General features: G+C 69.9%; 19 protein-coding genes. 15 read left to right on the top strand and 4 right to left on the bottom strand.

Annotation, left to right across the window (positions count from 1 at the left end; genetic code table 11):
* Positions 1-192: 192 nt before the first annotated feature.
* Positions 193-2,385 carry a flagellin gene (locus tag LG334_RS07410; RefSeq protein ID WP_404384778.1) on the bottom strand — a complete coding sequence of 731 codons (2,193 nt, stop codon included), beginning with the start codon at positions 2,383-2,385 and terminating at the stop codon, positions 193-195.
* 444 nt (positions 2,386-2,829) lie between these two features.
* Here LG334_RS07410 and fliF point away from each other — a divergent pair, with 444 nt between their 5' ends.
* From fliF to pncA, 14 genes are all read left to right on the top strand, one after another.
* On the top strand, positions 2,830-4,449 hold the full coding sequence (fliF, locus tag LG334_RS07405) for a flagellar basal-body MS-ring/collar protein FliF (RefSeq protein WP_404384776.1): 1,620 nt from the start codon (positions 2,830-2,832) through the stop codon (positions 4,447-4,449).
* A gap of 62 nt (positions 4,450-4,511) precedes the next feature.
* Entirely contained in the window at positions 4,512-5,531 is a 1,020-nt protein-coding gene (gene fliG / locus LG334_RS07400) for a flagellar motor switch protein FliG (RefSeq protein ID WP_404384774.1), read from the top strand.
* Positions 5,532-5,585: 54 nt separating this feature from the next.
* A complete protein-coding gene (locus tag LG334_RS07395) occupies positions 5,586-6,701 on the top strand; it encodes a hypothetical protein (protein WP_404384772.1) in 1,116 nt (371 codons plus the stop codon).
* Positions 6,702-6,769: 68 nt separating this feature from the next.
* Positions 6,770-7,150, top strand: coding sequence for a flagellar motor switch protein FliN (gene fliN / locus LG334_RS07390; protein ID WP_404384770.1), 381 nt, complete (start codon positions 6,770-6,772; stop codon positions 7,148-7,150).
* 7 nt (positions 7,151-7,157) lie between these two features.
* Complete coding sequence (locus LG334_RS07385) at positions 7,158-7,973, top strand: motility protein A (protein WP_404384768.1); 816 nt, start codon at positions 7,158-7,160, stop codon at positions 7,971-7,973.
* A 57-nt stretch (positions 7,974-8,030) separates the two neighbouring features.
* The gene (locus LG334_RS07380; protein WP_404384766.1) at positions 8,031-9,479 is read left to right on the top strand and encodes a sigma-54-dependent transcriptional regulator; all 1,449 of its coding nucleotides are present in this window, start codon (positions 8,031-8,033) and stop codon (positions 9,477-9,479) included.
* A 42-nt stretch (positions 9,480-9,521) separates the two neighbouring features.
* Entirely contained in the window at positions 9,522-11,747 is a 2,226-nt protein-coding gene (gene flhA, locus LG334_RS07375) for a flagellar biosynthesis protein FlhA (protein WP_404384764.1), read from the top strand.
* 51 nt (positions 11,748-11,798) lie between these two features.
* Entirely contained in the window at positions 11,799-13,508 is a 1,710-nt protein-coding gene (locus LG334_RS07370; protein WP_404384762.1) for a sulfotransferase, read from the top strand.
* A gap of 307 nt (positions 13,509-13,815) precedes the next feature.
* Entirely contained in the window at positions 13,816-14,871 is a 1,056-nt protein-coding gene (locus LG334_RS07365; RefSeq protein WP_404384760.1) for a GTP-binding protein, read from the top strand.
* Complete coding sequence (locus tag LG334_RS07360) at positions 14,868-15,668, top strand: MinD/ParA family protein (protein ID WP_404384758.1); 801 nt, start codon at positions 14,868-14,870, stop codon at positions 15,666-15,668. Before LG334_RS07365 ends, LG334_RS07360 begins: the two co-directional genes overlap by 4 nt.
* Positions 15,669-15,680: 12 nt before the next feature.
* Positions 15,681-18,509 (top strand): hypothetical protein, encoded by a 2,829-nt coding sequence (locus LG334_RS07355; protein ID WP_404384756.1) that lies wholly within the window; start codon positions 15,681-15,683, stop codon positions 18,507-18,509.
* Positions 18,510-18,594: 85 nt separating this feature from the next.
* Positions 18,595-19,407, top strand: a complete 813-nt coding sequence (locus LG334_RS07350) for an enoyl-CoA hydratase (protein WP_404384754.1) — start codon at positions 18,595-18,597, stop codon at positions 19,405-19,407.
* A complete protein-coding gene (locus tag LG334_RS07345) occupies positions 19,408-19,971 on the top strand; it encodes a hypothetical protein (RefSeq protein ID WP_404384752.1) in 564 nt (187 codons plus the stop codon).
* A 65-nt stretch (positions 19,972-20,036) separates the two neighbouring features.
* The gene (gene pncA / locus LG334_RS07340) at positions 20,037-20,675 is read left to right on the top strand and encodes a bifunctional nicotinamidase/pyrazinamidase (protein WP_404384750.1); all 639 of its coding nucleotides are present in this window, start codon (positions 20,037-20,039) and stop codon (positions 20,673-20,675) included.
* 30 nt (positions 20,676-20,705) lie between these two features.
* Here the strand turns inward: pncA and LG334_RS07335 are convergent, their stop codons facing one another.
* The 3 genes from LG334_RS07335 to LG334_RS07325 form a co-directional block, all read right to left on the bottom strand.
* Positions 20,706-21,257 (bottom strand): hypothetical protein, encoded by a 552-nt coding sequence (locus LG334_RS07335; protein ID WP_404384748.1) that lies wholly within the window; start codon positions 21,255-21,257, stop codon positions 20,706-20,708.
* Between the two features lie 65 nt (positions 21,258-21,322).
* Positions 21,323-22,633, bottom strand: a complete 1,311-nt coding sequence (locus tag LG334_RS07330; protein ID WP_404384746.1) for a cytochrome c peroxidase — start codon at positions 22,631-22,633, stop codon at positions 21,323-21,325.
* A gap of 26 nt (positions 22,634-22,659) precedes the next feature.
* Entirely contained in the window at positions 22,660-23,583 is a 924-nt protein-coding gene (locus LG334_RS07325) for a hypothetical protein (RefSeq protein ID WP_404384744.1), read from the bottom strand.
* Positions 23,584-23,775: 192 nt separating this feature from the next.
* On the opposite strand from LG334_RS07325, the gene LG334_RS07320 reads away from it, so the two are divergent.
* A complete protein-coding gene (locus LG334_RS07320; protein ID WP_404384742.1) occupies positions 23,776-24,447 on the top strand; it encodes a Fe2+-dependent dioxygenase in 672 nt (223 codons plus the stop codon).
* The last annotated feature ends 104 nt before the right edge of the window (positions 24,448-24,551 follow it).

The following is a 24,551-nucleotide window of genomic DNA, read 5'->3' as shown; positions in this document are numbered from 1 at the left end:
TTAACCCAATGAAATCAGAGAGATATCGAATTCGCCGACGAAGCGCACACCATTTTACCGCGCACGCAGGCCGCACCACCGCCGTCCTGCCCCGTCCACCACACGCGAGAAGGGGGCGCGCCTTCTGGCGCACCCCCCGGTCTCGGAATTCGGCGTATGACCTTGCTGTTCTCGCGGCCTGTTCCGCCTTGATTACTGGAAGAGCGAAAGCAGGGCCTGGGGCGCCTGGTTGGCGATAGACAGCGACTGGATGCCCAGCTGCTGCTGCACCTGCAGGGCCTGGAGGCGGGCGGACTCTTCGTTCATGTTGGCGTCCACCAGCGTCCCGATGCCCTCTTCGAGGTTGTCGGTCAGCTCCATGATGAAATCCTTCTGGATTTCAATGCGCCCCTGGGCCGAACCCAGCGCGGCGGCGGCGTCGGTCGCCACCTGCATGGCCTCTTCCAGGTTGTCGAGCAGCTGGTCGTAGTCGGTGATCGGCAGTCCGGTCACGTCCAGGCTGTCGATGCCGGTGCCGGCGGTCTCGAAGGTGATCGTATTGTTGTTGTTGGTGTAGTACAGGTTCGTCCCGAAGGACGGCGCACTCGCCGAGTCGTTGCTCAGCCCGAACGAGCCGGGCAGGTTGCCCCCCTGCAGCGCAGCGACGATCTCCTCGACGATCTTGCTGCCGGTGGTGCTGGCGTGCGTCACCTCGCGGGCGTCAAGGGCCAGTTCGATCCGGTTCGGGTTGGACTGGTCGTCCAGCCGTGCGCCGGTATCGGTGTCCTGGCCGGTGACGCGCAGCACGACCTCCTTCTGGGTGCCGTTGACCGTGTAGTTGAGGGTGATCTCCTCGCCCAGGCGCAGCGGCTGGTCCTGGAAGGACAACTCGTTGCGCTCGACGACGCTCATCCCCTCGAAGGTCGGCTCCGAGGCGAAGGTCACGCCTTCGGCGGTCGCCGCGGCGGTCGGCTGCATGGAGACGAACTCGTACCCGGCCTCCAGCGCCATGGTCAGGCCGTTGGTGCTGTCCCAGGATGCGTTCTTGATGAAGTTGGTGCCGGCCAGCGCCGTCGCCGTTGTGCTCAGGGCCGTGGCGTCCACGTCGGCCACCGCGCTCGTCTGAAGCGACCCGCTGAGGTCGCGGTACGTCAGGACGAAGTCGTTGTCGGTGTTGTCCGTGTCCAGGGCGTAGCTGCTGGGCGCGAAGGTCACGACGTCACCCGGCGTGGTGAACATCGGGCCGCTCCAGTCCTTCAGCTCGACGTCCGTCTCGCGGTCCTTGGCCGAGATCTTGAACTCGCCGTTGTCGTAGCTGATGCGGAACAGGTTGGCGAAGTCCTTGTTGTCGTTCAGCTCGTCGACCAGGGCCAGGGCGCCGTCGTCGCTGGAGACGATGTTGTTCTCCAGCGTGTGGGTCAGCGTGCGGTTGACGCCTTCGTCATCGACGTAGTTGAACGAGACCTGCTGCCCGGCCTTGGCGGTGTAGACGACCGTGTCGTCCACCTGCGCCGTGATGCCGGCACCCGTGGCCACCGACAGCGCGCTGAAGTCATAGCCGTTGGCGAGCTTGACGGTCAGGCCCTCGGTGTTGTCCCAGGTGGCGTTCACCACGTCGGCGCTGCCGGCCAGCTGCGAGGCCAGGTCGTTGCCGTCGCTGACGTCGGCGAAGGCGCTGGTGCTGGTGTCGCTGGTCGCCGTGCCGGTGCTGTAGGTCAGCGTGAAATCGTTGTCGGTGTTGTCGGTGTCGAACGTGAACTTGTTGGCGTCCATGAAGAACGTCTGGCTGTTCAGCGCGCCCATGTTGTACTCGGGCACGCCGTCCGTCTTGGACGACACCAGGCTGTCGCCGCGGTCGAGCACCGACAGGCCGGCGATGCTTTCCAGGCCGCCGCGCGGGGCGAAGGTCAGGTCCTGCGACGTGAAGCTGATGTAGCTGGCATCCACGTTGGACCCGTCGCGGCCGATGGACGACAGCAGGCGCACCTTCGACGTCGTCTCCAGCAGCTTGACGCCGTTGAAGTTGGCCGACTTGGTGATCTCGCTGATCTGGTCCAGGGCGGCGTCGATGTCCGCCTGCAGGGCGCCCTTGTCGATGGAGCCTTCCTGGGCGGCCGTGGCCTTCGACTTGATGGTGTCGATCAGCTTGGTGATCTGTTCGGCGCCCGTGCGGGCCACCGACAGGCTGTTCTCGGCCAGCGACAGGTTGTCGCCGATGGCCTTGAAGCTGTTGACGTCGGACTTCATCACGCTGGACACCGCCCAGAAGGAGGCGTTGTCCTTGGCGCTGGAGACCTTCAGGCCGGTCGAGATTCGGTTCTGGGTGGTGGCAAGATCTTTGTTGATCGAGTTCAACACCCGCAGCGCGGTCATCGCGCTGGCATTGGTGAGAATGGACGAGGTCATCTCTTCTAACTCCGGTTCCGAGTATGGCGGGGCCGCCTTCTGCGGCATGAGATTGCCGACGCCGACCTATTCAAACAGCGTGCCAACTGCCACCGATGATCCCGGCACGGCCCGGATGCGGCCCCCCTCGCACATCCCACGCCAGACGCGAACAGGAACGCGACTCGTTGTCGCCACTGACTCTTTCATTCGTGCCGCCGCGCCCGCCTCCGCCTTGCCCGCCGCGGCCTCGGGCGCGTCCGGCCCCGGGACGGTTTCGGGCGGCACGAGATTCCGCCCCGGCAATTGTGTCCGGGGGCGGCGGCGGGGGCGGGCAAATTTTGCCCACCGTTAACGTCTTCTTTAATAAGGCCCTCCTACCCTCCGCGCTAAGACAGAGGGGGTACCCGCCGGGCGGCCGGAGGGAGTGCCCGGCACACCATTCGTCGAGCAGGACGCCATCCCGTGAACGCGCTTCTCACGCAGCTCAAGAACCTCGGCCCCATGCGCCTGGCGGCGCTGGCGGGCGTGGGCGTCGGCCTCCTGGCCTTCATCATCTATTTCGCGACGCGCTTCACGGCCACGCCCATGGAGCTGCTGTACGGCAACCTGGAGGCGGTGGACAGCAACCGCATCGTGCAGGAGCTGGAAGCCCAGAACATTCCGTACGAGCTGCGCAACGGCGGCTCGGACATCTACGTCGGCGCCGACCAGGTGCTGCGCCAGCGGGTGTCGCTGGCCGAGTTCGCCACGGGCGGCGCGACGGTGGGCTATGAAGTGTTCGACGACATGGACAGCCTGGGCGCCACCAACTTCATGCAGAACGTGAACCTGGTGCGCGCGCTGGAAGGTGAGCTGGCGCGCACCATCGCCGCCATCGAAAGCGTCAAGGCCGCCCGCGTCCACCTGGTCATGCCCAAGCGCGAACTGTTCTCGCGCGAGACGCAGGAGCCGTCCGCCTCCATCTACGTCAAAATGAAGACCGGCCGCCTGGACCAGGGCCAGGTGAACGCCGTCCAGCAGCTGGTGGCCGCTGCGGTGCCGCAGCTCAAGCCCTCGCGCATTTCCATCGTCGACGAGGCCGGCACGCTGCTGTCGCGCAACTTCGAGGACGCGGGCGACATGCTGGCCTTCACGCGCGAGGAAATGCGCCTGAAGACCGAACGGCGCCTGGCGCGCAACATCGAGCAGCTGCTGGAGCAGACCGTCGGCCCCGGCAAGGCCCGCGCCGAGGTGCGCGCCGACATGGACTTCGACCGCACGGTGACGGAAGAGGAGATCTTCGATCCCGAGAGCGCCGTGCCGCGCTCCACCGTCAACCTGGAGGAGCAGGCCCAGACGCGGGAGAACGACCCGGGCGCGGTGACGGTGCAGAACAACCTGCCCGACGCCAACCTCAACGCCGGCGGCCCCACCGCCAGCTCCAGCGAGAGCCGCACCGAGGAAACGGTCAACTACGAGATCTCCAAGCGCGTGGTGAACTCCGTCAGCGAGGGCGGCGAGATCGAGCGCCTGTCCATCGCGGTGCTGGTCGACGGCACCTATGACGTGGCCGAGGACGGCACGCGCACCTATGTGCCGCGCTCCGACGAGCAGATGGACAAGATCGCCACGCTGGTGCGCTCCGCCGTCGGCTACGACGCCCAGCGCGGCGACCAGGTGGAAGTCATCAACATGCGCTTCACCAGCATGGACGACTTCATGCCGGACGACGCCTGGACCTTCATGGGCTTCACCAAGGAGGAGATCATGAAGATGGCCGAGGGCCTCGGCATCGCCATCGTCGCCATTCTGGTGATCCTGCTGGTGGTGCGCCCGCTGGTCACCCGCGCCTTCGAGTCCGCCGCGCCCGACGAAGCCGACATGCTGTCGGCCGATGCCGCCGCCGGGGTGCCGCAGCTGACCGGTCCGGGCTCCATGCCCGTGCCCGTGGACGAGGAGATGGAGGCCGACGAGTTGATCGACATCGACAAGGTGGAGGGCCGCGTGCGCGCCTCCAGCCTTCGCAAGATCGGCGAGATCGTCGAAAAGCACCCCGAGGAAGCCCTGTCCATCATCCGCAACTGGCTCTACCAGGAAGCCTGATCGCCTGACAGCCGCGATCCGCCCGGACCCCCGCCGGACGGCATCGACGAAGGAGAAGAACCGTGGGACGCGTCAAGGAAGACTACCGCAGCCTCACCGGCCCGCAGAAGGCCGCCATCATGATGCTGTCGCTGGGCGACGAGCACTCCTCCAAGCTGTTCGCCATGATGGACGACGACGAGATCCGCGAGCTGTCGCAGATCATGGCCAACCTGGGCACGGTGTCCTCCTCGCTGGTGGAACGCCTGTTCGTGGAATTCGCCGACGCCATGTCGAACACGGGCTCGCTGGTCGGGTCCTATGAAAGCACCGAGCGCCTGCTGGCCAAGTCGCTGCCGAAGGATCGCGTGGACCTCATCATGGAGGAAATCCGCGGTCCCGCCGGCCGCACCATGTGGGACAAGCTGGGCAACGTGAACGAGCAGGTGCTCGCCAACTACCTGAAGAACGAATACCCGCAGACGGTCGCCGTCGTGCTGTCCAAGATCAAGGGCGACCACGCCGCGCGCGTGCTGGCGCTGCTGCCGGAAGGCTTCGCCATGGAAGTCATCATGCGCATGCTGCACATGGAAGCGGTCCAGAAGGAAGTGCTGGACGGCGTGGAAAAGACCCTGCGCACGGAATTCATGTCCAACCTCGCCCGCACCGCGCGCCGCGACGCGCACGAGATGATGGCGGACATCTTCAACAACCTGGACCGCAACACCGAAAGCCGCTTCCTCTCGGCCCTGGAAGAGCGCAACCGCGAGAGCGCCGAGAAGATCAAGCAGCTCATGTTCACCTTCGAGGACCTCAACCGCATCGACAGCCAGGGCATCCAGACCCTGCTGCGCCATGTGGAGAAGGACAAGCTGGCGCTCGGCCTCAAGGGCGGCTCGGACACCATCAAGGACCTGTTCTTCAAGAACATGTCCGAGCGCGCCGGCAAGATGCTGAAGGAGGACATGGACGCCCTCGGCCCCGTGCGCCTGCGCGAGGTGGACGAGGCCCAGAACATCATCGTCGCCCTGGCCAAGGAACTCGCCAACTCCGGCCAGATCGTCATCTCCGAGGGCAAGGAGGACGACGAGCTCATCTACTGATGATGCCGCTCGCCGCCCTCCCCCGCTCCGCTTCCGCCGAGGACGTCGCCTTCCATGGCCGCCATGCCTAAACAGCGCGCGATCCGCAAGTTCACCTTCGACCTGGACCTGGACGGCGACGATGCCGTGCGGGATTCCTACACGACCGTGCCGCCCGACCCGCGCCCCATGGAGGACACGCGCCTGGACGACGCCGTCGCCGCCGCGCAGGAACAGGCCGAGGCGGACGCCGCCGCCGAGGCCGAGGCCGCCGCGCAGGCCGAAGCCGCGGAGCAGGACCAGGCCGAACAGGACCCCGAGCCGGAGCCCGAGCCCGAGGAACCGCCGGCACCCACCTTCAGCGAGCAGGACCTGGAAGCCGCCCGCGACGAGGCCTACGTCGCCGGCCACACCGCCGCCCTGCAGGAGGCCGAGGCCGCCACCGAGCGCCTGATGGCGGAAAGCCTGCACTTCATCGCCCAGCAGCTGCGGCAGATGGCGGGCACCATCGACGAGCCCTACCAGAGGCTGGAGCCCATGGCGGCCGAAATCGCCGTGGCCGTGTGCCGCCGGGTGCTGCCCATCATCGCCGCCCGCCACGGGGTGGAGGAAATCGAGGCCCTGGTGCGGCGCGTGGTGCCCACCGTCATCGACCAGCCCCGGCTGGTGGTGCGCGTCCATCCGGCGCTGGCCGAGCAGACCCGCTCCGCCATCCGCCCCGTGGTGGAAGACGCCGGGTTCGAGGGCAAGCTGGTGGTCGCCGACGACCCGCAGATCCAGCCGGGCGACGCCCGCATGGAATGGGGCGACGGCGGCGTGGAAAAGGACACCGGCCGCACATGGTCGGAAGTTCTGGAGATCATCGACCGCAACGTCATCGGCGAAAGCGGTCTGGCCGGCGACTTCGCCGAGGCCGAGCGCGCCGCCGAAGAGGCCTTCCCGCGCCTCAAGGAAGAGGCCCTGGCCGAGGCCGAACAGGCCGCCATGGACCGTGCGAAAGACCGCGCCTGCGAACAGGCCGAGGCCGAGGTGGCCGCCCGCGAGGCCGAGGGCGCCTACGACGCCCCCGCGCCGGATGCCGACGGCGGCGACGGGCAGTCGGAACCGGAGACGGAAGAGGACGCCGATGCGTCGACCGCGACCGGGGAAGAGGCCGAGGCGCCCGAGGCGCGCAATGGAACCGACGGGTGAGCGGCCCCGGCCGCCGCCCCACCGCCGTCCCCGCCGCATCCGGCGGACCGCGAAAAGAGAGTTGAGACATGGCTGACGAACGCGAGAACAACAACGACCTCGACCTCAACGAGCTGAACGGCGACCAGACGCCGGTGCCCGCCCAGGGCGGCCTGGAGGACCTGGAGGACGAGCCGTCGGACGTGCCGGACAAGCCGCGCTCCGCCGCCGACCTGGAAGCGGTCTACGACATCCCCGTGCAGGTCTCGGCGGTGCTCGGCAAGTCGTCCATGCAGGTCAACCAGCTTCTCAAGCTGGGCCGCGGAGCGGTGGTGGAACTGGACCGCAAGGTGGGCGAGGCCATCGACATCTATGTCAACAACCGTCTGGTCGCGCGCGGCGAGGTGGTGGTGGTCGAGGAGCGCCTGGGCATCACCATGACCGAGATCATCAAGACGGACCGGAGCTGAGCCCATCATGGCCGACGGCCTGGACATACCGGCCCGCCCCGGCCGGCCCGCGCTGGACCTGGCGACCGTGCTGGGCCTTGGCGGAGCCGCCGTGCTCATCGGCGCGGCCCTTCTGCTGGGCGGATCGGCGGCCTCCTTCGTGGACGTCCCGGCGGTGCTGATCGTCATCGGCGGCACCATGCTGGTCACCACCGCCTGCTTCTCGATCAGCGACATCCGCCGCACGCTGTCGGTCCTGCGCACCACCGTCCGCCCATCGCCCCGCGCGCCGGAAGAAGCCGCCATGCGCGTGCTCGGGCTGGCCGACGTGGCGCGCCGCCAGGGACTGCTGAAGATGCAGGGCCCGGCGCTGGACCTGCTCAAGCGCGAGCCGATCCTGCACAAGGGCCTGTCGCTGGTGATCGACGGCCTGCCGGAACCGGAGGTGGAGGCCATCCTGCGCCATGAGCTGTCGGCGGCCGTCCACCGCAGCCGCATCGCCGTCGGGGTGCTGCGCAAGGCGGCGGAAATCGCGCCGGCCATGGGCCTGATCGGCACGCTGATCGGCCTGGTGCAGATGCTCGGCAACCTGGACGACCCGTCGACCATCGGCCCGAGCATGGCCGTGGCGCTGCTGACCACCTTCTACGGCGCCATCCTGGGCACTGTGGTGTTCACGCCGCTGGCGTCCAAGCTGGAGCGCAACGCCACCGACGAGCACCTGGTGGCCCGCGTGCACCTGCTGGGCGTCCTGTCCATCGGCCGCAAGGACAACCCCCGGCGGCTGGAAATGCAGATCAACAGCGTGCTGCCGCCGGGCAGCCGCGTCAGCGTCTTCGGCTGACGACAACCGTTTCATGACCGGTACGAACAAGACCGGCATGCGTGGGAGAGAGATAGGATGCGTCTTCTGATCATCGGGTCCCTGGGCGGGCAGATCGGCGCCGCGAGCCGCATTGCCGTCGCCCGTGGCGCGCAGGTGGTACAGGCCGACGATATCCCGCGCGGCCTGGAGGTCCTGCGCACGCAGGGCGCCGACCTCGTCATGGTCGACGTGGCGCTGGACGTGGAAGCCCTGATCGGCGGCCTGGCGGCCGAGCACATGAGCATCTCCGTCGTCGCCTGCGGCGTCGCCAGCGACAGCAAGGCCGCCGTGCGCGCCATCAAGGCCGGCGCCAAGGAATACATCCCCCTGCCCCCGGAGCCGGAGCTGATCGCCGCCGTCCTCCAGGCGGTGACCGAGGACAGCCGGTCCATCATCTTCCGCGACCCGACCATGCAGCGCTCCATGAAGATGGCCGAGCAGGTGGCACCCTCGGAAGCCTCTATCCTGGTCACCGGCGAGTCCGGCACCGGCAAGGAGCTGATGGCCCGCTTCGTCCACGAAAAGAGCCGCCGCGCCAAGGGCCGGTTCATCGCGGTGAACTGCGCGGCCATACCCGACAACCTGCTGGAAAGCGAACTGTTCGGACACGAGAAGGGCGCCTTCACGGGCGCCGTCGCGCGCCGCATCGGCAAGTTCGAGGAAGCCCACGGCGGCACCCTGCTGCTCGACGAGATCAGCGAGATGGACGTGCGCCTCCAGGCCAAGCTGCTGCGCGCCATCCAGGAAAAGGAGATCGACCGCGTCGGCTCCAACACGCCGGTCAAGGTCAACGTGCGCCTCATCGCCACGTCCAACCGCAACCTTCAACAAGCGGTGCGCGAGGGCTCCTTCCGCGAGGACCTGTACTTCCGCCTCAACGTCGTGAACCTGGCCCTGCCGCCCCTGCGCGAGCGCCCGGCCGACATCGAGGCGCTGGCCGAGCATTTCGCCAACAAGTTCGCCGAAGCCAACGAGATGCCGCGCCGGCCGCTGTCGGCCGCGGCACTCCAGCTTCTCAAGGCCTATCGCTGGCCGGGCAACGTGCGCGAGCTGGAGAACACCATGCACCGCGCGGTGCTGCTGGCCGGCGAGCACGAGATCGGCCCCGACGCCATCCTGCTGCCCGACGCCCAGCCGCTGACGCGCGACGGGGCCGGAAGCGGGGCGCCGGCGCCCTCTTCCGCCGCCGCACCGACCTCGGCGCTGGCCCGTCACCAGGCGGCCCAGGCCGGTGCGTCGGGCCACGGCCAGGGCGGCGCGGCCGGCGACGGCACGGCGGCGCTGGTGGGCCGGACGGTCGCCGACGTGGAGCGCGACCTCATCATCGAGACGCTCAAGCACACGCTGGGCAACCGCACCCATGCCGCCAACATCCTCGGCATTTCCATCCGCACCCTGCGCAACAAGCTGAAGCTCTACACCGACCAGGGGCTGCCCGTGCCGTCGCCGTCCGGCGAGGGCGACCGGGGCCACCAGAGCCTGTGATGCCCGCGCCGAGCCCCTTGATGATGTCCCGGAGTATGAAGAATGGCTGAGGAAGGGTCGGGCCAGTCGGTCGAACCCGCCGCCGCGGGCGCAGGAGCCGGCGGCGGACGCATCGGCGCCATCAAGGGCCAGATGACCAGGGGCAACGCCAAGTCGGCGCTGCTCAAGGCCGGCAGCCGCGGCGACATCATGTTCGCCGCCGGCGTGATCATGATCCTGGTGGTCCTGATCCTGCCGCTGCCGCCGTGGATGCTGGACGTGCTGCTGGCGATGTCCATCACGCTCAGCGTGCTGATCCTGATGACGACGATCTTCATCGAGCGCGCGCTGGAGTTCAACGTCTTCCCCGTGGTGCTGCTCATCGCCACGCTGTTCCGGCTGGCGCTGAACCTGGCGTCGACGCGCCTGATTCTCGCCAACGGGCACCAGGGGCCGGGGGCCGCCGGCGACGTCATCCAGGCGTTCGGCGGCTTCATCATGGGCAACAACTTCGTCATCGGCGTCATCGTCTTCGCGATCCTGATCCTGGTGAACTTCATGGTCATCACCAAGGGCTCGACGCGCATCGCCGAGGTGACGGCCCGCTTCACCCTGGACGCCATGCCCGGCAAGCAGATGGCCATCGACGCCGACCTGTCGTCGGGCCTGATCGACGAGGCCGAGGCCCGCCAGCGCCGCACCGACATCCAGAAGGAAAGCGACTTCTTCGGCGCCATGGACGGTGCGTCGAAGTTCGTGCGCGGCGATGCCATCGCCGGCCTGATCATCACCGCCATCAACGTGGTCGGCGGCATGATCATCGGCATGGTGCAGTCCGACCTGAGCTTCGCCCAGGCCGCCGACACCTACACCCGCCTGACCGTCGGCGACGGCCTGGTCAGCCAGATCCCGGCGCTGATCATCTCGGTCGCCGCCGGCATCATGGTCGCCAAGGGCGGTCTGACCGAGAGCACGGAAAAGGCGCTGGTCGGGCAGTTCACCAGCTATCCCAAAGCGCTCGGCATGTCGTCGGGCCTGGCGGTGGCCCTGGCGCTGCTGCCGGGCACGCCGGCCCTGCCCTTCCTGTTCCTGGCCGGCATCACCGCCGGCGCGGCCTATTACCTGGGCAAGAAGCAGGACCGCGAGGCCGCCGAGGAAGCCGCCGCCGCGGCCACCGGCGGGCCGGGCGGCGCGCCGCGCACCCGCCCCGACGGCACCCCCGTCCCCGCCGGCGAGCATCCGCCGCCGGTGGAAGAGGAGCCCATCTCCGAGGCCATGAAGATCGACCAGATTCGCCTGGAGCTGGGCTACGGCCTGCTGGCCATGATCAACGGCGGCGCCAACCAGCGCCTGACCGACCAGATCAAGGCCCTGCGCCGGGCGCTGGCGGTGGAGACCGGCTTCGTCATGCCCAGCGTGCGCATTCAGGACAACATGCAGCTTCCCGCCAACTCCTACGGCGTGTTCATCAAGGAGGTACAGGCGGGCAAGGGCGACCTGCGGCCCAACATGCTGCTGGTCATGGACCCGCGCGGCGAGGACATCGGCCTGCCCGGCGAGAAGACGCGCGAGCCCACCTTCGGCCTGCCCGCCATCTGGCTCGACCCCGCCAACCGGGAAGAAGCGCTGTTCCGCGGCTATACGGTGGTGGACCCGCCGACCGTCATCACCACCCACCTGACGGAAATCGTCCGCGAGAACATGCCGGACCTGCTGTCCTACGCCGACACGCAGCGCCTGCTGGACGACCTGGACCAGGAACACCAGAAGCTGATCGGCGACCTGGTGCCGTCGCAGATCTCGCTGGGCGGCGTGCAGCGCGTGCTGCAGAACCTGCTGGCCGAGCGCGTCTCCATCCGCGACCTGCCCAGCATCCTGGAGGGCATGGCCGAGGCCGCCGGCGCGACCCGCAACCTGACCTCCATCACCGAGCACGTCCGCACCCGCCTGGCGCGCCAGCTCTCCGACGCCCATTCCGACGACAACGGCGTCATCCCGCTGGTCACCCTGTCGCCGGAGTGGGAGCAGGCCTTCGCCGAAGCGCTGGTCGGCCAGGGCGAGGAGAAGCAGCTGGCCATGAACCCGTCCAAGCTGCAGCAGTTCATCGTCAACACCCGCCAGACCTTCGAGCGCCTGGCCCAGCAGGGCGAGACGCCGGTGCTGCTGACCAGCCCCATGATCCGCCCCTATGTGCGCTCCATCGTCGAGCGCTTCCGCCCGCTGACGCCGGTGATGTCGCAGAACGAGATCCACCCCAAGGCCAAGATCCGCACCCTGGGCCAGATCTAGGCACCGCCCCTTCCCCCGCCCCCGCGAGGGCGCTTCGGCACGGAGAGACGAATGACCCAGCCTCCATCCCCCGAACGCACGCTGGCACTGGCGCAGGCGGCGGAGCGCAACGGCGATCCCATGAAGGCCTCCCTTCTGTTCGACGCGCTGGCCTCGGCGGGGCAGTGCAAGGCCGAGGCGCGGGCCGGCCTGGATCGTCTGGCGGAGCGGGCCGAACAGGCGGAACAGATGCTCCCCTCCGAAGCGGTCGACGCGCTGCGGACCCTGTGCCACGAGGGCGCCGTGCAGGAGGCTGAGGCCCAGGCTCGCGCACTGGCCGACAAGCTTCCCGACGCCTTGCCGCTTTACGAGGTCCTGGGCGAGGTGTTTCTCGCCCAGCGCAAGCCGGAGGCGGCGTCGGCCGTCCTGGCGCACGCCGCCCGCGTGCAGCCTGAGGACCCGGGCCGTCACGAAGCCCTGGCCGAAGCCGCCTGGACCGCGAACATGGAGGACGAGGCGCTAGAGGCCATGGAACGGGCGGCGGCGCTCGCGCCGGATGATCCGGGGCTGAAGACCGTCCTGGCGCGAATGCACCACGCCGCCGGCCGCCTGGAAGAGGCCCTCGCCGCCTACGATGCCGTGGTCGCCCTGGCGCCGCACCAGGCGCCGGCCCACAACAACCGCGGGCAGCTCTACTTCGACATGGGACGCATGGCGGAGGCCGAACGGGATTTTGGAGAGGCTGTGCGGCTGCGCCCGACGCTCGGCAACGCCCACCGCATGCTGGCCGCCCAACGCCGCTACACCGCCGGCCATCCCCACATGGAGACCATGCGGACGGTGCTCGGCATGGCGGATCTGGCGCCGGACGACAGGACGCACATCGAGTTCGCGCTCGCCAAGGCGCTGGAGGACGTCGGCGCCTACGACGAGGCCTTCGCCCTCCTCCGCACCGCCAACCAGCGGCAGCGACAGGCCGTCGGCGGAGACGGAGCCGACCGCGCCGCCGCCATGCGCCACGCCGCCGGCCTGTTCGTCGAACCGCTGGTGTCGCGGATGATCCCGCGGCCCTCGGCCGACGAGCGGCCGATCTTCATTGTCGGGATGCCGCGCTCGGGCACCAGCCTGGCCGAGCAGATCCTCGCCAGCCACCCCGCCGTCGAGGGCGCCGGAGAGGTCCCGCTTATTGGCAGGACGCTCGGCCGGTGGCTGACCGACGGCCGAATCACACCCGATGCCTCGCCGCGCCTCATCGCGGAGTACGGGCGGCTGCTCGACCGCCATACGGGCTCCGGGACCCTGCGCGTGGTCGACAAGATGCCGTTCAACTTCATCTGGCTGGGCTGGATTGCGCGGGCCTTTCCCAACGCCCGGATCATCCACATGCAGCGCGATCCGATGGACGTCGGCCTGTCCATCTACAAGACGCTTTTTTCCGACAGCGATTTCAGCTTCGGCTTCAGTCTTCAGGACATCGCCCAGGTGCATCTCGCCTGCCACGACCTGATGGCCGAACACCGCCGCAGGCTGGGCGACCGCATCTTCACCTGCCGCTACGAGGATCTGGTGAGCGACCAGGAGGGCCAGTCGCGCCGGCTGCTCGCGCACTGCGGCCTTGAGTGGGACGACCGCGTGCTGGACTTCCACAAGACCCGGCGCGCCGTGCGCACGGCCAGCGCCACGCAGGTGAGGCGCCGGATGTACACCTCCAGCGTCAAGGCGTGGCAGAAATACGGCGACCACCTGGCGCCCCTGCGCGACGCCCTGGCGCCGATCCTCTAGCGCCGCTGCACGACCTCGCGCGCCGCGGGTGGCGACCGACCGTGCCGGGCCGTGCGCGAACAGCACGACCGTGGGTTGAAGGAGGACATTCCGGCTTAGTCTGCGCCATTCTGTCGATGCGAAACGGCTTCCTCATGACGTCTCAGGGGGCAGCGCCGCGCCGTGGCGCCACGCCAAACCCCGCTCCCGCGCTTCAGGAGTCGCCGACGGTGTGATTATCGTGGTAGGGGCATGAACCGAATGGTAACACTTCCGATGCCATAACGGGGTGGCGGACGGTCGTCCGCGACACGTCAGGGATTCGTGAATGCGCCTTAAGAGCTACGCCGCCGACTCCATGGCCGAGGCCATGGCCATGGTCCGCGAGGAGCTGGGGGACGATGCCATCATCGTCTCCACCCAGCGCGCGGCCGGCGGTCAGGGTGTGCGCATTACCGCCGCCATGGAAGAACCCATGGCCCTGGACGACGAGATCGAAACCGTCCTGTCGGGCACCGAGCCCTCGCCCATCGCCGAAACCGTGCGGGACTGCCTGGACTACCACGGCGTCGTCCCCGGCCTGCTGGAGCGCCTGGTGGGCCGGGTCCGCGCGCTGGACGTCAGCGAGCCCACCATGGCCTGCGCCGCCGCACTGGACGAGCATTTCGCCTTCGCGCCGCTGCCCTCCCGCCAGGCGCCGCGCCCGTTCCTCATTGTCGGGCCGCCGGGTGCGGGCAAGACCATCACGGTGGCCAAGCTGGCCGCCCGCACCCGACTGGCGGGCCGGGCCGTGTCCGTCATCACCGCCGATTCCGTGCGGGCCGGCGCCATGGAACAGCTGAGCGCCTTCACCCGCATCCTGGACATCGAGCTGTACAAGGCGCGCGGCCCCGACTCCCTGCGCGACATCCTGGACGACACGCTGGGGATGCAGGACCTGACCTTCATCGACAGCCCCGGCCTCAACCCCTTTAACGAAAACGACATGAGCTTCCTGCGCGACCTGATCGATTCCGTGGACGTCGAGCCGATCCTGGTGATGGCCGCCGGCGGCGACCCGGTGGAGGCCGCCGAGATCGCCGAGGCCTTCGCCGGCGCCGGCGCCACCCGCCTGCTGGCGACGCGGCTGGACATGACGCGCCGCCTGGGCGCCATCCTGTCGGCGGCCGACGCCGGGCAGCTCATGTTCAGCGAGGTGTCGGTCAACCCGCACGTCGCCAACGGCTTGTGCTCCATCAATCCCGTTTCACTCGCAAGGCTGATCGTCCCGCCCGGCGAGTCCTCCGGCATAGAACATGCCGCGATACCCGAGCCGGCGCCCGTGCGCGCCGCGCCCGCAAGAACGAAAGAATTCAACGCTTGGAACGAGGCTCGCCAGTCATGACCACCTCTTCCGACGCCGTGCCCACCCTGGCGCCGCGTCCCTCGGGGCGGCAGAAAGGTCGCAACATCGTCGCCATCGCCTCCGGCAAGGGGGGCGTGGGCAAGACGTGGTTCGCCATCACGCTCACCCACGCCATCTCGCGCCGGGGCCAGCACACGCTGCTGTTCGACGGCGACCTGGGGCTGGCCAACGTCGACATCCAGCTGGGCCTGATGCCGCGCTTCGACCTGGGCAGCGTGGTGGCCGGCAAGATGACGCTCAACCAGGCCGTCATGCGCTATGAGCCCGGCGGGTTCGACGTGCTGGCCGGGCGCTCAGGCTCGGGCTCGCTGGCGAACATTCCCGCCAGCCGGCTGCAGATCCTGGCCGACGACCTGGCGCTGATGGCGCAGAAGTACGACCGCGTGATCCTGGATCTGGGCGCCGGCGTGGAGAAAAGCGTCCGCCACCTGGCACGCTCGGCGGGCACCATCATCGTGGTGACCAGCGACGAGCCGACGTCGCTCACCGACGCCTACGCCTTCATCAAGGTGACCGCCATGGAACGGCCGGGCGTGGATATCCGCGTCATCATCAACGCCGCCAACTCAACCCGCGAGGGAGAGCGCACCTACCAGACGCTGCAGAAGGCCTGCCAGGGCTTCCTGAAGATCAACCCGCCGCTTCTGGGCATCGTGCGCCGCGACATGCGGGTGCGCGAGGCCATCCGCAACCAGACGCCCATCCTCACCCGCCACCCCAACGCCGAGGCCGCGCTGGACGTGGAGGGCGTCGCCGACCGGCTGCTGAAGTTGTAGCGGAGGGGCGGCATGTCGCAACCGCTTCCGCCGCCTCCCCAGCGACCGTCGCCCGCTCGCCCCACCCAGCCGGCGCCGCCCTCGCCCGCGTCCGCTTCGGCGCCGCGCCCGCCGCCCGCCGTGAAGGCCCTGCCACCGGCGGCAAGGATCGAGGCCACCGTCACCGCCACCAACCGGGGCGTGGCCGAAGTGCGCATGGCGGGCACGGACACCACCTTCACGCTGCGCACCAGCCTGCCGCCCATGCCCGAGGGCACGCGGCTGACGCTGCAGGTCACGGCGCAACAGCCCGACGCGACAGCCCTGCGCGTGACCGAGGTGGGCGGCCGCCCGCTCGCCCAGGCCCTGCCGGAGATGCAGGCCCGGGCGGCAGCGCTCCGGGCGGCAGGGGCACCTACTGCGCCGGCGGCCGGAGCGGCAGGCGCAACCGCGGGCGCCGACAGCCTGAGCCTGTCCCGCCGCGACGGCCTGCTGGCGATCGTGCTGAAGGAACCGGCACAACGCCCGGCACCCCAGCCGACGCAGGCACAGCCGCAACAGCCGGCACCGCAAAGCCAGCCCGCTCAGACGCAGCCGGCGCAACAGCCGAGCCAAGCCGCCACGCGCGCCGCTCAACCGACTCCCCAGCCGACGCAGGCTCAGCCGCAACAGCCGCCGCCGCAGACCCAGCCCGCCCAGCAGCAGCCGCCGGCCCAGCAGCCGAGCCAAGCCGCCACGCGCGCCGCTCAACCGGCACCGCAGCCGACCCAGGCACAGCCGCAACAGCCCGCACCGCAGAGCCAGCCCGCGCAGCAGCAACCGCCGGCCCAGCAGCCGAGCCAGGCCGCCCCGCGCGCCGCTCAACCGACTCCCCAGCCGACGCAGGCTCAGCCGCAACAGCCGCCGCCGGCCCAGCAGCCGAGCCAAGCCGCCACGCGCGCCGCTCAACCGGCGCCCCAGCCGACCCAGGCACAGCCGCAACAGCCGCCGCCGCAGACCCAGCCCGCTCAGCAACAGCCGCCGGCCCAGCAGCCGAGCCAGGCCGCCGCGCGCGCCGCTCAACCGACTCCCCAGCCGACGCAGGCTCAGCCGCAACAGCCGCCGCCGCAGACCCAGCCCGCTCAGCAACAGCCGCCGGCCCAGCAGCCGAGCCAGGCCGCCGCGCGCGCCGCTCAACCGACTCCCCAGCCGACGCAGGCTCAGCCCCAGCAGCCCGCACCGCAGACCCAGCCCGCCCAGCAGCAACCGCCGGCCCAGCAACCGAGCCAGGCCGCCACGCGCGCCGCTCAACCGGCACCCCAACCGACCCAGGCCCAGCCCCAGCAGCCAGCGCCGCAGGGGCAGATGGGACAAATTTCCGCTCCGACCGGACAGCCGGGCAGCTCGTCGACGCAGGCGGGACAGGGCCAGGGTGTGCGGCCGGTCGTGGTGAATGGGGTGACGCTTCAGCCGGGCGCCGCCGTGTTCGTCCGGGTGGCGGCCGTGGGTCCGGTTCCTCAGGCGCCCGGCGGCGGGGCCGGGGCCGGGACCGGGTCAGGGCCGGCCGGCGGAAGCACTGCCGCTCCCACGCCGGCCGCACCGGGCGCCGGCGCGCTGGCTTCGGGCGCGCAAGGGGCGGCTGCGCCGCAGGTCCCGACCGGCGCACAATCCGGCGCCGGCGGAGCACAGCCGGTCCCGGCGCCGGCGGCTCAGCCGCAGCCGGCAGAACCGGGACCGCGCGCCCAGGCTCAACCGGCACAGGCCGGGCGTCCCGGCGAAGGCCCGGCGCCGGCGCGGGGCCAGGCCGCCCAGGCGCAGCCGCAGAGTGCGGCGCAAAGCCAGGCCCAGCCTGCCGGCCCACGCGCAGCGCCCAATCCCGCCGGAGTGGCGGCCTACGGCGGTGCGAAAGGGCCGCTCGTGCCGCAGCCCGCGCCTTGGGTGTCCTCCGCCGCCGCGCAGCCGAACCCGGCCAGCCTGCTTCAGGGGACGGTCCTGCCGGGCGGCTCGGCCGATCAGACGCTGGTGCGTACGGCCGCCGGAACGCTCTCGGTCGCCGGGCGAATTGCCGCGCCGCCGGGCGCCCAGGTAAGCCTGGAGGTCCTGCGCGCCGCGCCCCTGCCCTCGACGGTGCCCGCCACGGCCGCCGCCGCCGGCGCGCTGGGCGCGCCCACCGCCTTCTCGGCCACCGTCTGGCCCAGCATGACCGACGCGCTGTCGCTGCTCGGCCAGATGCGCAGCCCGGGCGGAACAGAGGCCGCGCGCCAGTTCACCGCCGCCCTGCCGCGTGCCGATGGCCAGATGACCGCCAGTGTCGCCGCATTCCTGGGGGCCGTGAAGGCCGGCGGCGAATCCCGCGCCTGGCCCGGCGGCGGCGTCATGCGGGCGCTGGAATCCGCCGGTGAAAAGGGCCGCGCCACCGCCCGCCAGATCGGCCGGGATCTGTCGGAAGCCGCCGTCAGCCGCCGCGACGCCTCGGGTGCCGAATGGCGCGTCACCACCCTCCCGTTCCACGCCGGAGCCGAGGTTCAGAAGATCCAGTTCATCACCCGCCGCCAGGGAGCCGGCGACGAGGACGGATCGGCCGAGGGCGAAGGCCGACGCAAGGGCGGCGGTCAGCGGTTCCTGGTCAACCTGGAACTCAGCCGCCTCGGCCTCATGCAGATCGACGGGCTGGTGCGCAAGGCCGACCGGCGTTTCGACCTGATCATCCGCACCCACCGCCCCCTGCCGCAGGACATGCGGCGCGACATGACCGGCCTGTTCGCCAACGCTGTCAGCGCCATGGGCCTGAAAGGAGCCTTGAGCTTCAACGTCACACCGCGGTTCGAGAACCCGGTGCCCGACCCCGACGCGCCGCCCGGCCGGCCGGGACTGTTCGCCTGATCACGCGGCCCTTTTCCGCCGACGCCGCCCCGCCTATAAGGGAGGCGGACCTTTTACAACGAAAACAAGCCGGAGAGACCCGTCCATGGCCGCCGCCGACCCCGTTCTCCTGTCCGTCGATGCCGCAAGCGGCGTCGCGACCGTCACGCTCAACCGCCCCGACGCCCTGAACGCGCTGGACGCGGCCATGACCCAGGGTCTGCGCGAAACCTTCGCCGAGGTCGCCGGGCGCAAGGACATCCGGGCGGTGCTGCTGACGGGCGCCGGAGAACACTTCATGGCCGGCGGCGACATCCGCGTTTTCGCCCAGTTCAACCAGCGCCCGCGAGACGAGCGCCCCGACCTCGCCCGGCCCCTCATCCAGGGCGTTGGCGAGGCGATCAGCACCCTGCGCACCATGCCGCAGCCGGTGGTGGCGCGGGTTCAGGGGGCGTGCGCCGGCTTCGGGCTGTCGCTCGCCAACGCCTGCGACATGACCATTGCCGCCGACGACGCCTATTTCACCCTGGCCTACATCAACATCGGCACCTCGCCGGACGGGTCGGGCAGCTTCTTCCTGCCGCGTCTGGTGGGACCGAAGCGCGCCGCCGAGATCGCGCTTCTGGGCGGGCGCTTCGACGCCGCCACCGCCGAGCGCTGGGGCATGGTCAACGCCGTCCACCCGCGCGCCGACCTGGAGGCCGAGGCCGCCAAGGTCGCCGGCCGTCTGGCCGCCATGCCGGCGACCGCGCTGGCGCGCACCAAGGCGCTGCTCAACCAGGCCATGGACAACGACCTGTCCGCCCAGTTGGACGCCGAGGAGGAGAGCTTTTCGGCCTGCACCGCCACCGCCGACTGGGAGGAAGGCATCGACGCCTTCCTCCACCGCCGCAAGCCCGCCTTCAACCGCGAGGGCTGAGTGACCGGCGCCGCCACCGCCCTGCATGTCGCCGCCGAGGACGCCCGCCGCCTGCCCCTGCGGCGCGGGCGCCACGGCACGCTGCGGGAGGTCTGGGCGGACGCGGCGGCGGTCGCCTGGCTGCGGCACATGGCGGGCCTGCCCGATCCCGCCGACGATCCCGGCGGGGCGGCCTTGGCCTGGCATGCCGAGGCCGACGGTGGACGGCTGGCTCTGGATGCGCCGGTGCTTGGCGTCCATGTGCGCGGTGTCGACCCGGTGGCGCTGGCCGAGGGGCTGGAGGCGCTGGGCGATCTGGCGAGCACCGTCACGCCCGAGGCCATGGCCGAGGCCGAGGCCACGGGCGGCGCCTTCGAGGCCCTGCTGCCCGCCCACCTGCGGCGTGCCGTGATGGCCGCGGTCGGATGCTGGCCGCCGGGCGTGTCGTTCGCGCCGGCCGAGGCGGCGGCGGAGGCCCGCCCCCGCCCGTTGGACGTCGACTCCCACCGCCAGGCCCAGGCGACGCTGGAGGTCCAGGACCACCGCCCGGTCATCCCCGTCCGGTCGCGCGGGTCCGACGCCTGAACCCCTTGGGGGCATGGGTGTTTTCGTGGTTCAATGCGCGAAGACGCCCGAGGGAGGACCCCATCATGCCCGGCATCCAGATCATGCACGACACCGACGCCCTGCTGGTGATCGACGTGCAGAACGATTTCTGCCCCGGCGGTGCCTTGGCGGTGCCCGAGGGCGACGCCGTGGTGCCGATCATCAACAAGCTGATGGACCGGTTCGCGACCGTGGTGCTGACCCAGGACTGGCATCCGGAGAACCACGCCAGCTTCGCCTCCACCCACGACGCCGAGCCCTTCTCCACCATCGAAATGTCCTACGGCACCCAGGTGCTGTGGCCGGATCACTGCATCGCCGGCGACCAGGGCGCGGCCTTCCACCCGTCGCTGCGGCTGCGCCCGGCGCAGATGATCCAGCGCAAGGGCATGAACCCCGCGATCGACAGCTATTCCGCCTTCTATGAAAACGACCGGGCCACCACCACCGGCCTCGCCGGTTGGCTGAAGGAGAAGGGCATCACGCGGGTGTTCGCCGCCGGCCTGGCGACGGATTTCTGCGTCGCCTGGACCTGCCTGGACGCCCGGCGCTGCGGATTCGAGGCGGTATTGATCGAGGACGCCACCCGCGCCATCAACCAGGACGGCAGCCTGGCCGCCGCGATGGCGAAAATGGACAGCGCCGGGGTTGTCATCGCCCGCGAAAACCAGATCGGGGAATGAGCCGCGGCGGCGCCGCCTCGCCCTGGCGCCTTAGTCGGCGAGGTCCGCCCGCAGCGCCTCGGCGACGGCGGCGTGGGCCTGGCGATCGCGAAGCTCGGTGGTGACGCCGCAGGGAGCGGCGGCGTTCTTCATGTCGATCAACACGGCGCGGCCGTCGTCCTCGGCCCGCCACGACCACGGCGGCAGCCACGCCATGGCGGTACCGGGGCCGGTGGTGATCTGGCGGACGACGGCCACCTGCTCCTCGGGCACACAGGACAGGGGCTCGGCCTTGATCACCGCGAAGACCCGCTCCGTGCCGTCGGCCCAGACCTGAAGGTCGGTGGCACCAACCGCGATCTCGGTGCCCTTGCCTTTCCCCTTGTGCGAGCACAGCGTCAGCAGCGGCCGCCCGTCGGAACGCCCGGCGATGAGGGTGTCGCAGCCGGTGAACGGCAGGCCCGCGTCGATGGCCGCCCGCCGGGCATCGCCCAGGCTCATGCCCGGTGAGATGCCCGCCAGATGCTGCGGCAGGCCGTCGGCCTTTGCTGCGGGCGCGAAAGCAAGAACGGCGAGCAGCGGCAGGAAGGCACGGCGGAGCATGGGCGGCGGTCCAGTCGATCGAAAGACGTAAGCGCCGTCCAATAAAGCACCAGCGGCGCGCCGGCTCAAGGCTCGTCCACCACCTCGACCACCAGTTCCATGCGCGGATGGATGCCGCAGAAGGCGTGGTAGGTGCCGGGCTCGGGAAAGGCCAGTTCCACGGTCTCTCCCGGCTCCTGGAAGCCCGAGTTGGCGGTGTGGCGCGGGTCGTCGACCCGCACGTTGTGGTCGCGGGTGTCATCGTTGAGGATGCGGAGCGGCTGCCCCACGGCCACCTTCACGGCACCCGGCGCGAAGGCCTTGTCGCGCTGGCTGACCACGGGCACCGACAGGGCCGCCGTCACCGGCTCCAGCGTCTCGGCCCGGAAGGGTGGCGGCGGCGCGTCGGCGTCCAGGCTTTCCAGGAAGGCGACAAGGTCGGCGCGCTCCGCCGGCGTCAGCGTGATGTCCGGCAGATCGGGCGAAAGCGTCGGGCGCTCCGCCGGCTTGGGCGTGCCGTCCACATAATGGTCGACCACGTCGGCAAGCGTCGGCAACGAGCCGTCGTGCATGAAGGGTCCGCGCTTGGGCAGGTCGCGCAGGGTGGGCGTCTTGAAGGCGTGATCGACCTCGGGCATGTCGAGGATCTCGCCGCGCCCGCGGTCGTCGCCCGCGAGGCCGATGTCGTGGAAGGCACCGTCGGTGAAGTCCCAACCCGAATGGCAGGAGACGCAACCCGCCTTGCCGGTGAACAGGTCGAAGCCGCGCTTGGCGGCGTCGCCGACGGCATCCGCATCGCCGGCCGCCCAGCGGTCGAAGGGCGCAAGGCCCGCGACCACCGTGCGCTCGTAGGCCGCCAGCGCCTTGGCGATGGTTTCCGCCGTCAGCGCGGGCTCGGCCCCGGGGAAGACTTCGGCGAAGGCGGCCGCCAGCTCGTCGTCGGTCCGCAGTTCCGCCACCAGGTCGGTCAGGTCCTGGTTCATCTCGCGCGGGTTCTGGATGGGGCCGAGGGCCTGGGCCTCCAGGCCCGGCGCTCGGCCGTCCCAGAAGAACCGGGCCTGCCAGGCGCCGTTGACGATGGTCGGCACCCGGCGGCCGAGGGGAGAGCCGTCGATGGCCTCGCCGGTGGGCAGGCCATCCTCGAAGCCCGCGTCGGGGCGGTGGCAACTGGCGCAGGAGCGGTCGTTGGCGCCCGACAGGCGGGCGTCGAAGAACAGCCGTTCGCCCAGCGCGACCTTTTCCGGCGTGTAGGGATTGGTCGCGGGGAAGGGCACGGTTTCCGGCCGCTGGAAGGCCTCCAGCAACTCGGCCGAAGCGGCCCGCGCCGGACCGCCGAAAACGGCCACGGCCAGGGCGGCGGTCCAGATGGCACCGCCCAGGATGAACCGCAAACGCATGGTCGCCCCCTTCCCCGCCAGCAGGCTTACTTGTAGTCGCCGGACATCAGCTCGATGCGCGACAGGCCGGCGAGCACCGCGCCGGTTTCCATGGCCGGCGTCTCGGGCGCGTCCACGGTCGGCCACGCCGGCTTGAGGTCGCGAACGGCCTGCAACAGCTTGTCGTCCCCGCCCAGGCCGTTGTCGGTCAGGAAATCCTCCAGCGCGAGGATGAAACCGCGGCTGTCCTGGTACTCGACCACGTTGGCGATGCGGCCATCGCGGAAGGCGGCCTGGTACTCGGACGCAGCCGTTTCCATGACCGACTTCGAGACGTCGTACAGGAAGGCCGGCTCGCGCAGATGGTTTTCGCCGACCACAGTGATCGCGTTGCCCACCTGGGCGTCGACGGTTTCGGCCAGGGCGGTCACCTTGTCGGCATCGGCACCGGCCTTGGCGGCCTGGACCAGGGCGTCGAGGTGGTCGCGCATGTCGGTGATGCCGTGCTCGTGCAGTTCGCCCTCCACGCCGTCGAGGATTTCCTCGGCCGGGTGCATGAAGTGCGGCAGGGCGTCCTTGGGCTGGCCCTGGGCGTAGAGCGCCCGGCCCATGTCCACGTGGCCGCGGAGCAGCAGGAGCTGGCCGACGGCGGCGGCATGGTGGTCCATCTCGGCGAAGGCACCGGCCTCGCCGCCTTCGCCGCCTTCACCACCGGCGGACATGGCGTGGCCGGCCTCGCCGCCTTCACCACCTTCGCCGCCCTCACCACCGGCGGACATGGCGTGACCGGCCTCGCCGCCTTCACCACTTTCACCACCGGCGACCAGGGTCGCGGCCAGCGACTGCGGGGCGGGCTTCTCCAGATGCACGGGGGCCGCGTCGGCCTCGGTGGTGGTGACCGCCGCGCCGCCGGCGCCCATCACCAGCGCCACGCTCAGGCCGCTCCACAGCTTGATGGTTCCCTCTCGCATTCGGGCTTCCCTTTCCTTGTGGTGTTGATCGTCGTTCGCCAACGGCTTCACGCAGAATGCCGCTCCTCTAGACTGGTATTGAAAATCATTCTCAGGTTCAATAGTAAAATGGCGGATTTCTGGTAGGGGATTTACCGAATGCGGCTGATCGGCCTACGCTCGCAGATCGACAGGTAAAGGAGTAGTAACCCCATGTTGCTGTGCATTGCCGACGTGCTGTCGGCCGACGACCTTGCGGCGCTGGACGGCTTGCTGGAGTCGGGCGATTTCCAGCCCGGCACCAAGACCGCCGGGTGGAACGCGCGCCTCGTGAAGAAGAACGAGCAGATGGCCGGCGACAGTCTGCGCAAAGCGCAGAAGATCGTCCTCGACGCGCTGAACCGCAACGCCACCTTCTCTGCCGCGGCGGTCCCCAAGCAGATCCTGCCGCCGCTGGTGGCGCGGTACAGCAACGACATGACCTACGGCAACCACGTCGACGACAGCCTGATGCGCGGCCCCGACGGCCGGGCGGTGCGCACCGATGTCTCCACCACAGTGTTCATCAGCGCGCCCGAGGATTACGAGGGTGGCGAACTGACCATGGAGACCACCGCCGGCACCCAGCGCTACAAGCTGCCGCGCGGCGCGGCCATCGTCTACCCGTCCACCACGCTGCACCGGGTGGAGCCGGTGACTGCCGGCGAGCGGCGCGTCGCGGTGACCTGGACGCAGAGCCTGGTGCGCGACCCCGCCCACCGCGAGATGCTGTTCGACCTGGAACGCGCGCGCCGGACGATCTTCGACAAGGACGGCAAGACGCCGGTCTTCGACCTGCTGTCCAAGACCTGGTCGAACCTCATGCGCGAATGGGCGGAGCCCTGAAAAGCGCGCCTGTCCGGACGATCACCGAATTGAAAAGGTGGAAATAGGCCGAATCGCGTATAACCTCCCTCTAAAGTACCTTTCACGAATAAAGCGGGAAACGA

This window comes from Caenispirillum salinarum (genome assembly GCF_044803115.1).
GTDB classification, from domain to species: Bacteria; Pseudomonadota; Alphaproteobacteria; order Rhodospirillales; family Rhodospirillaceae; genus Caenispirillum; species Caenispirillum salinarum_A.
Note: the sequence above shows the minus strand (reverse complement) of the source record. Positions and strands in the feature narration are given on the sequence as shown.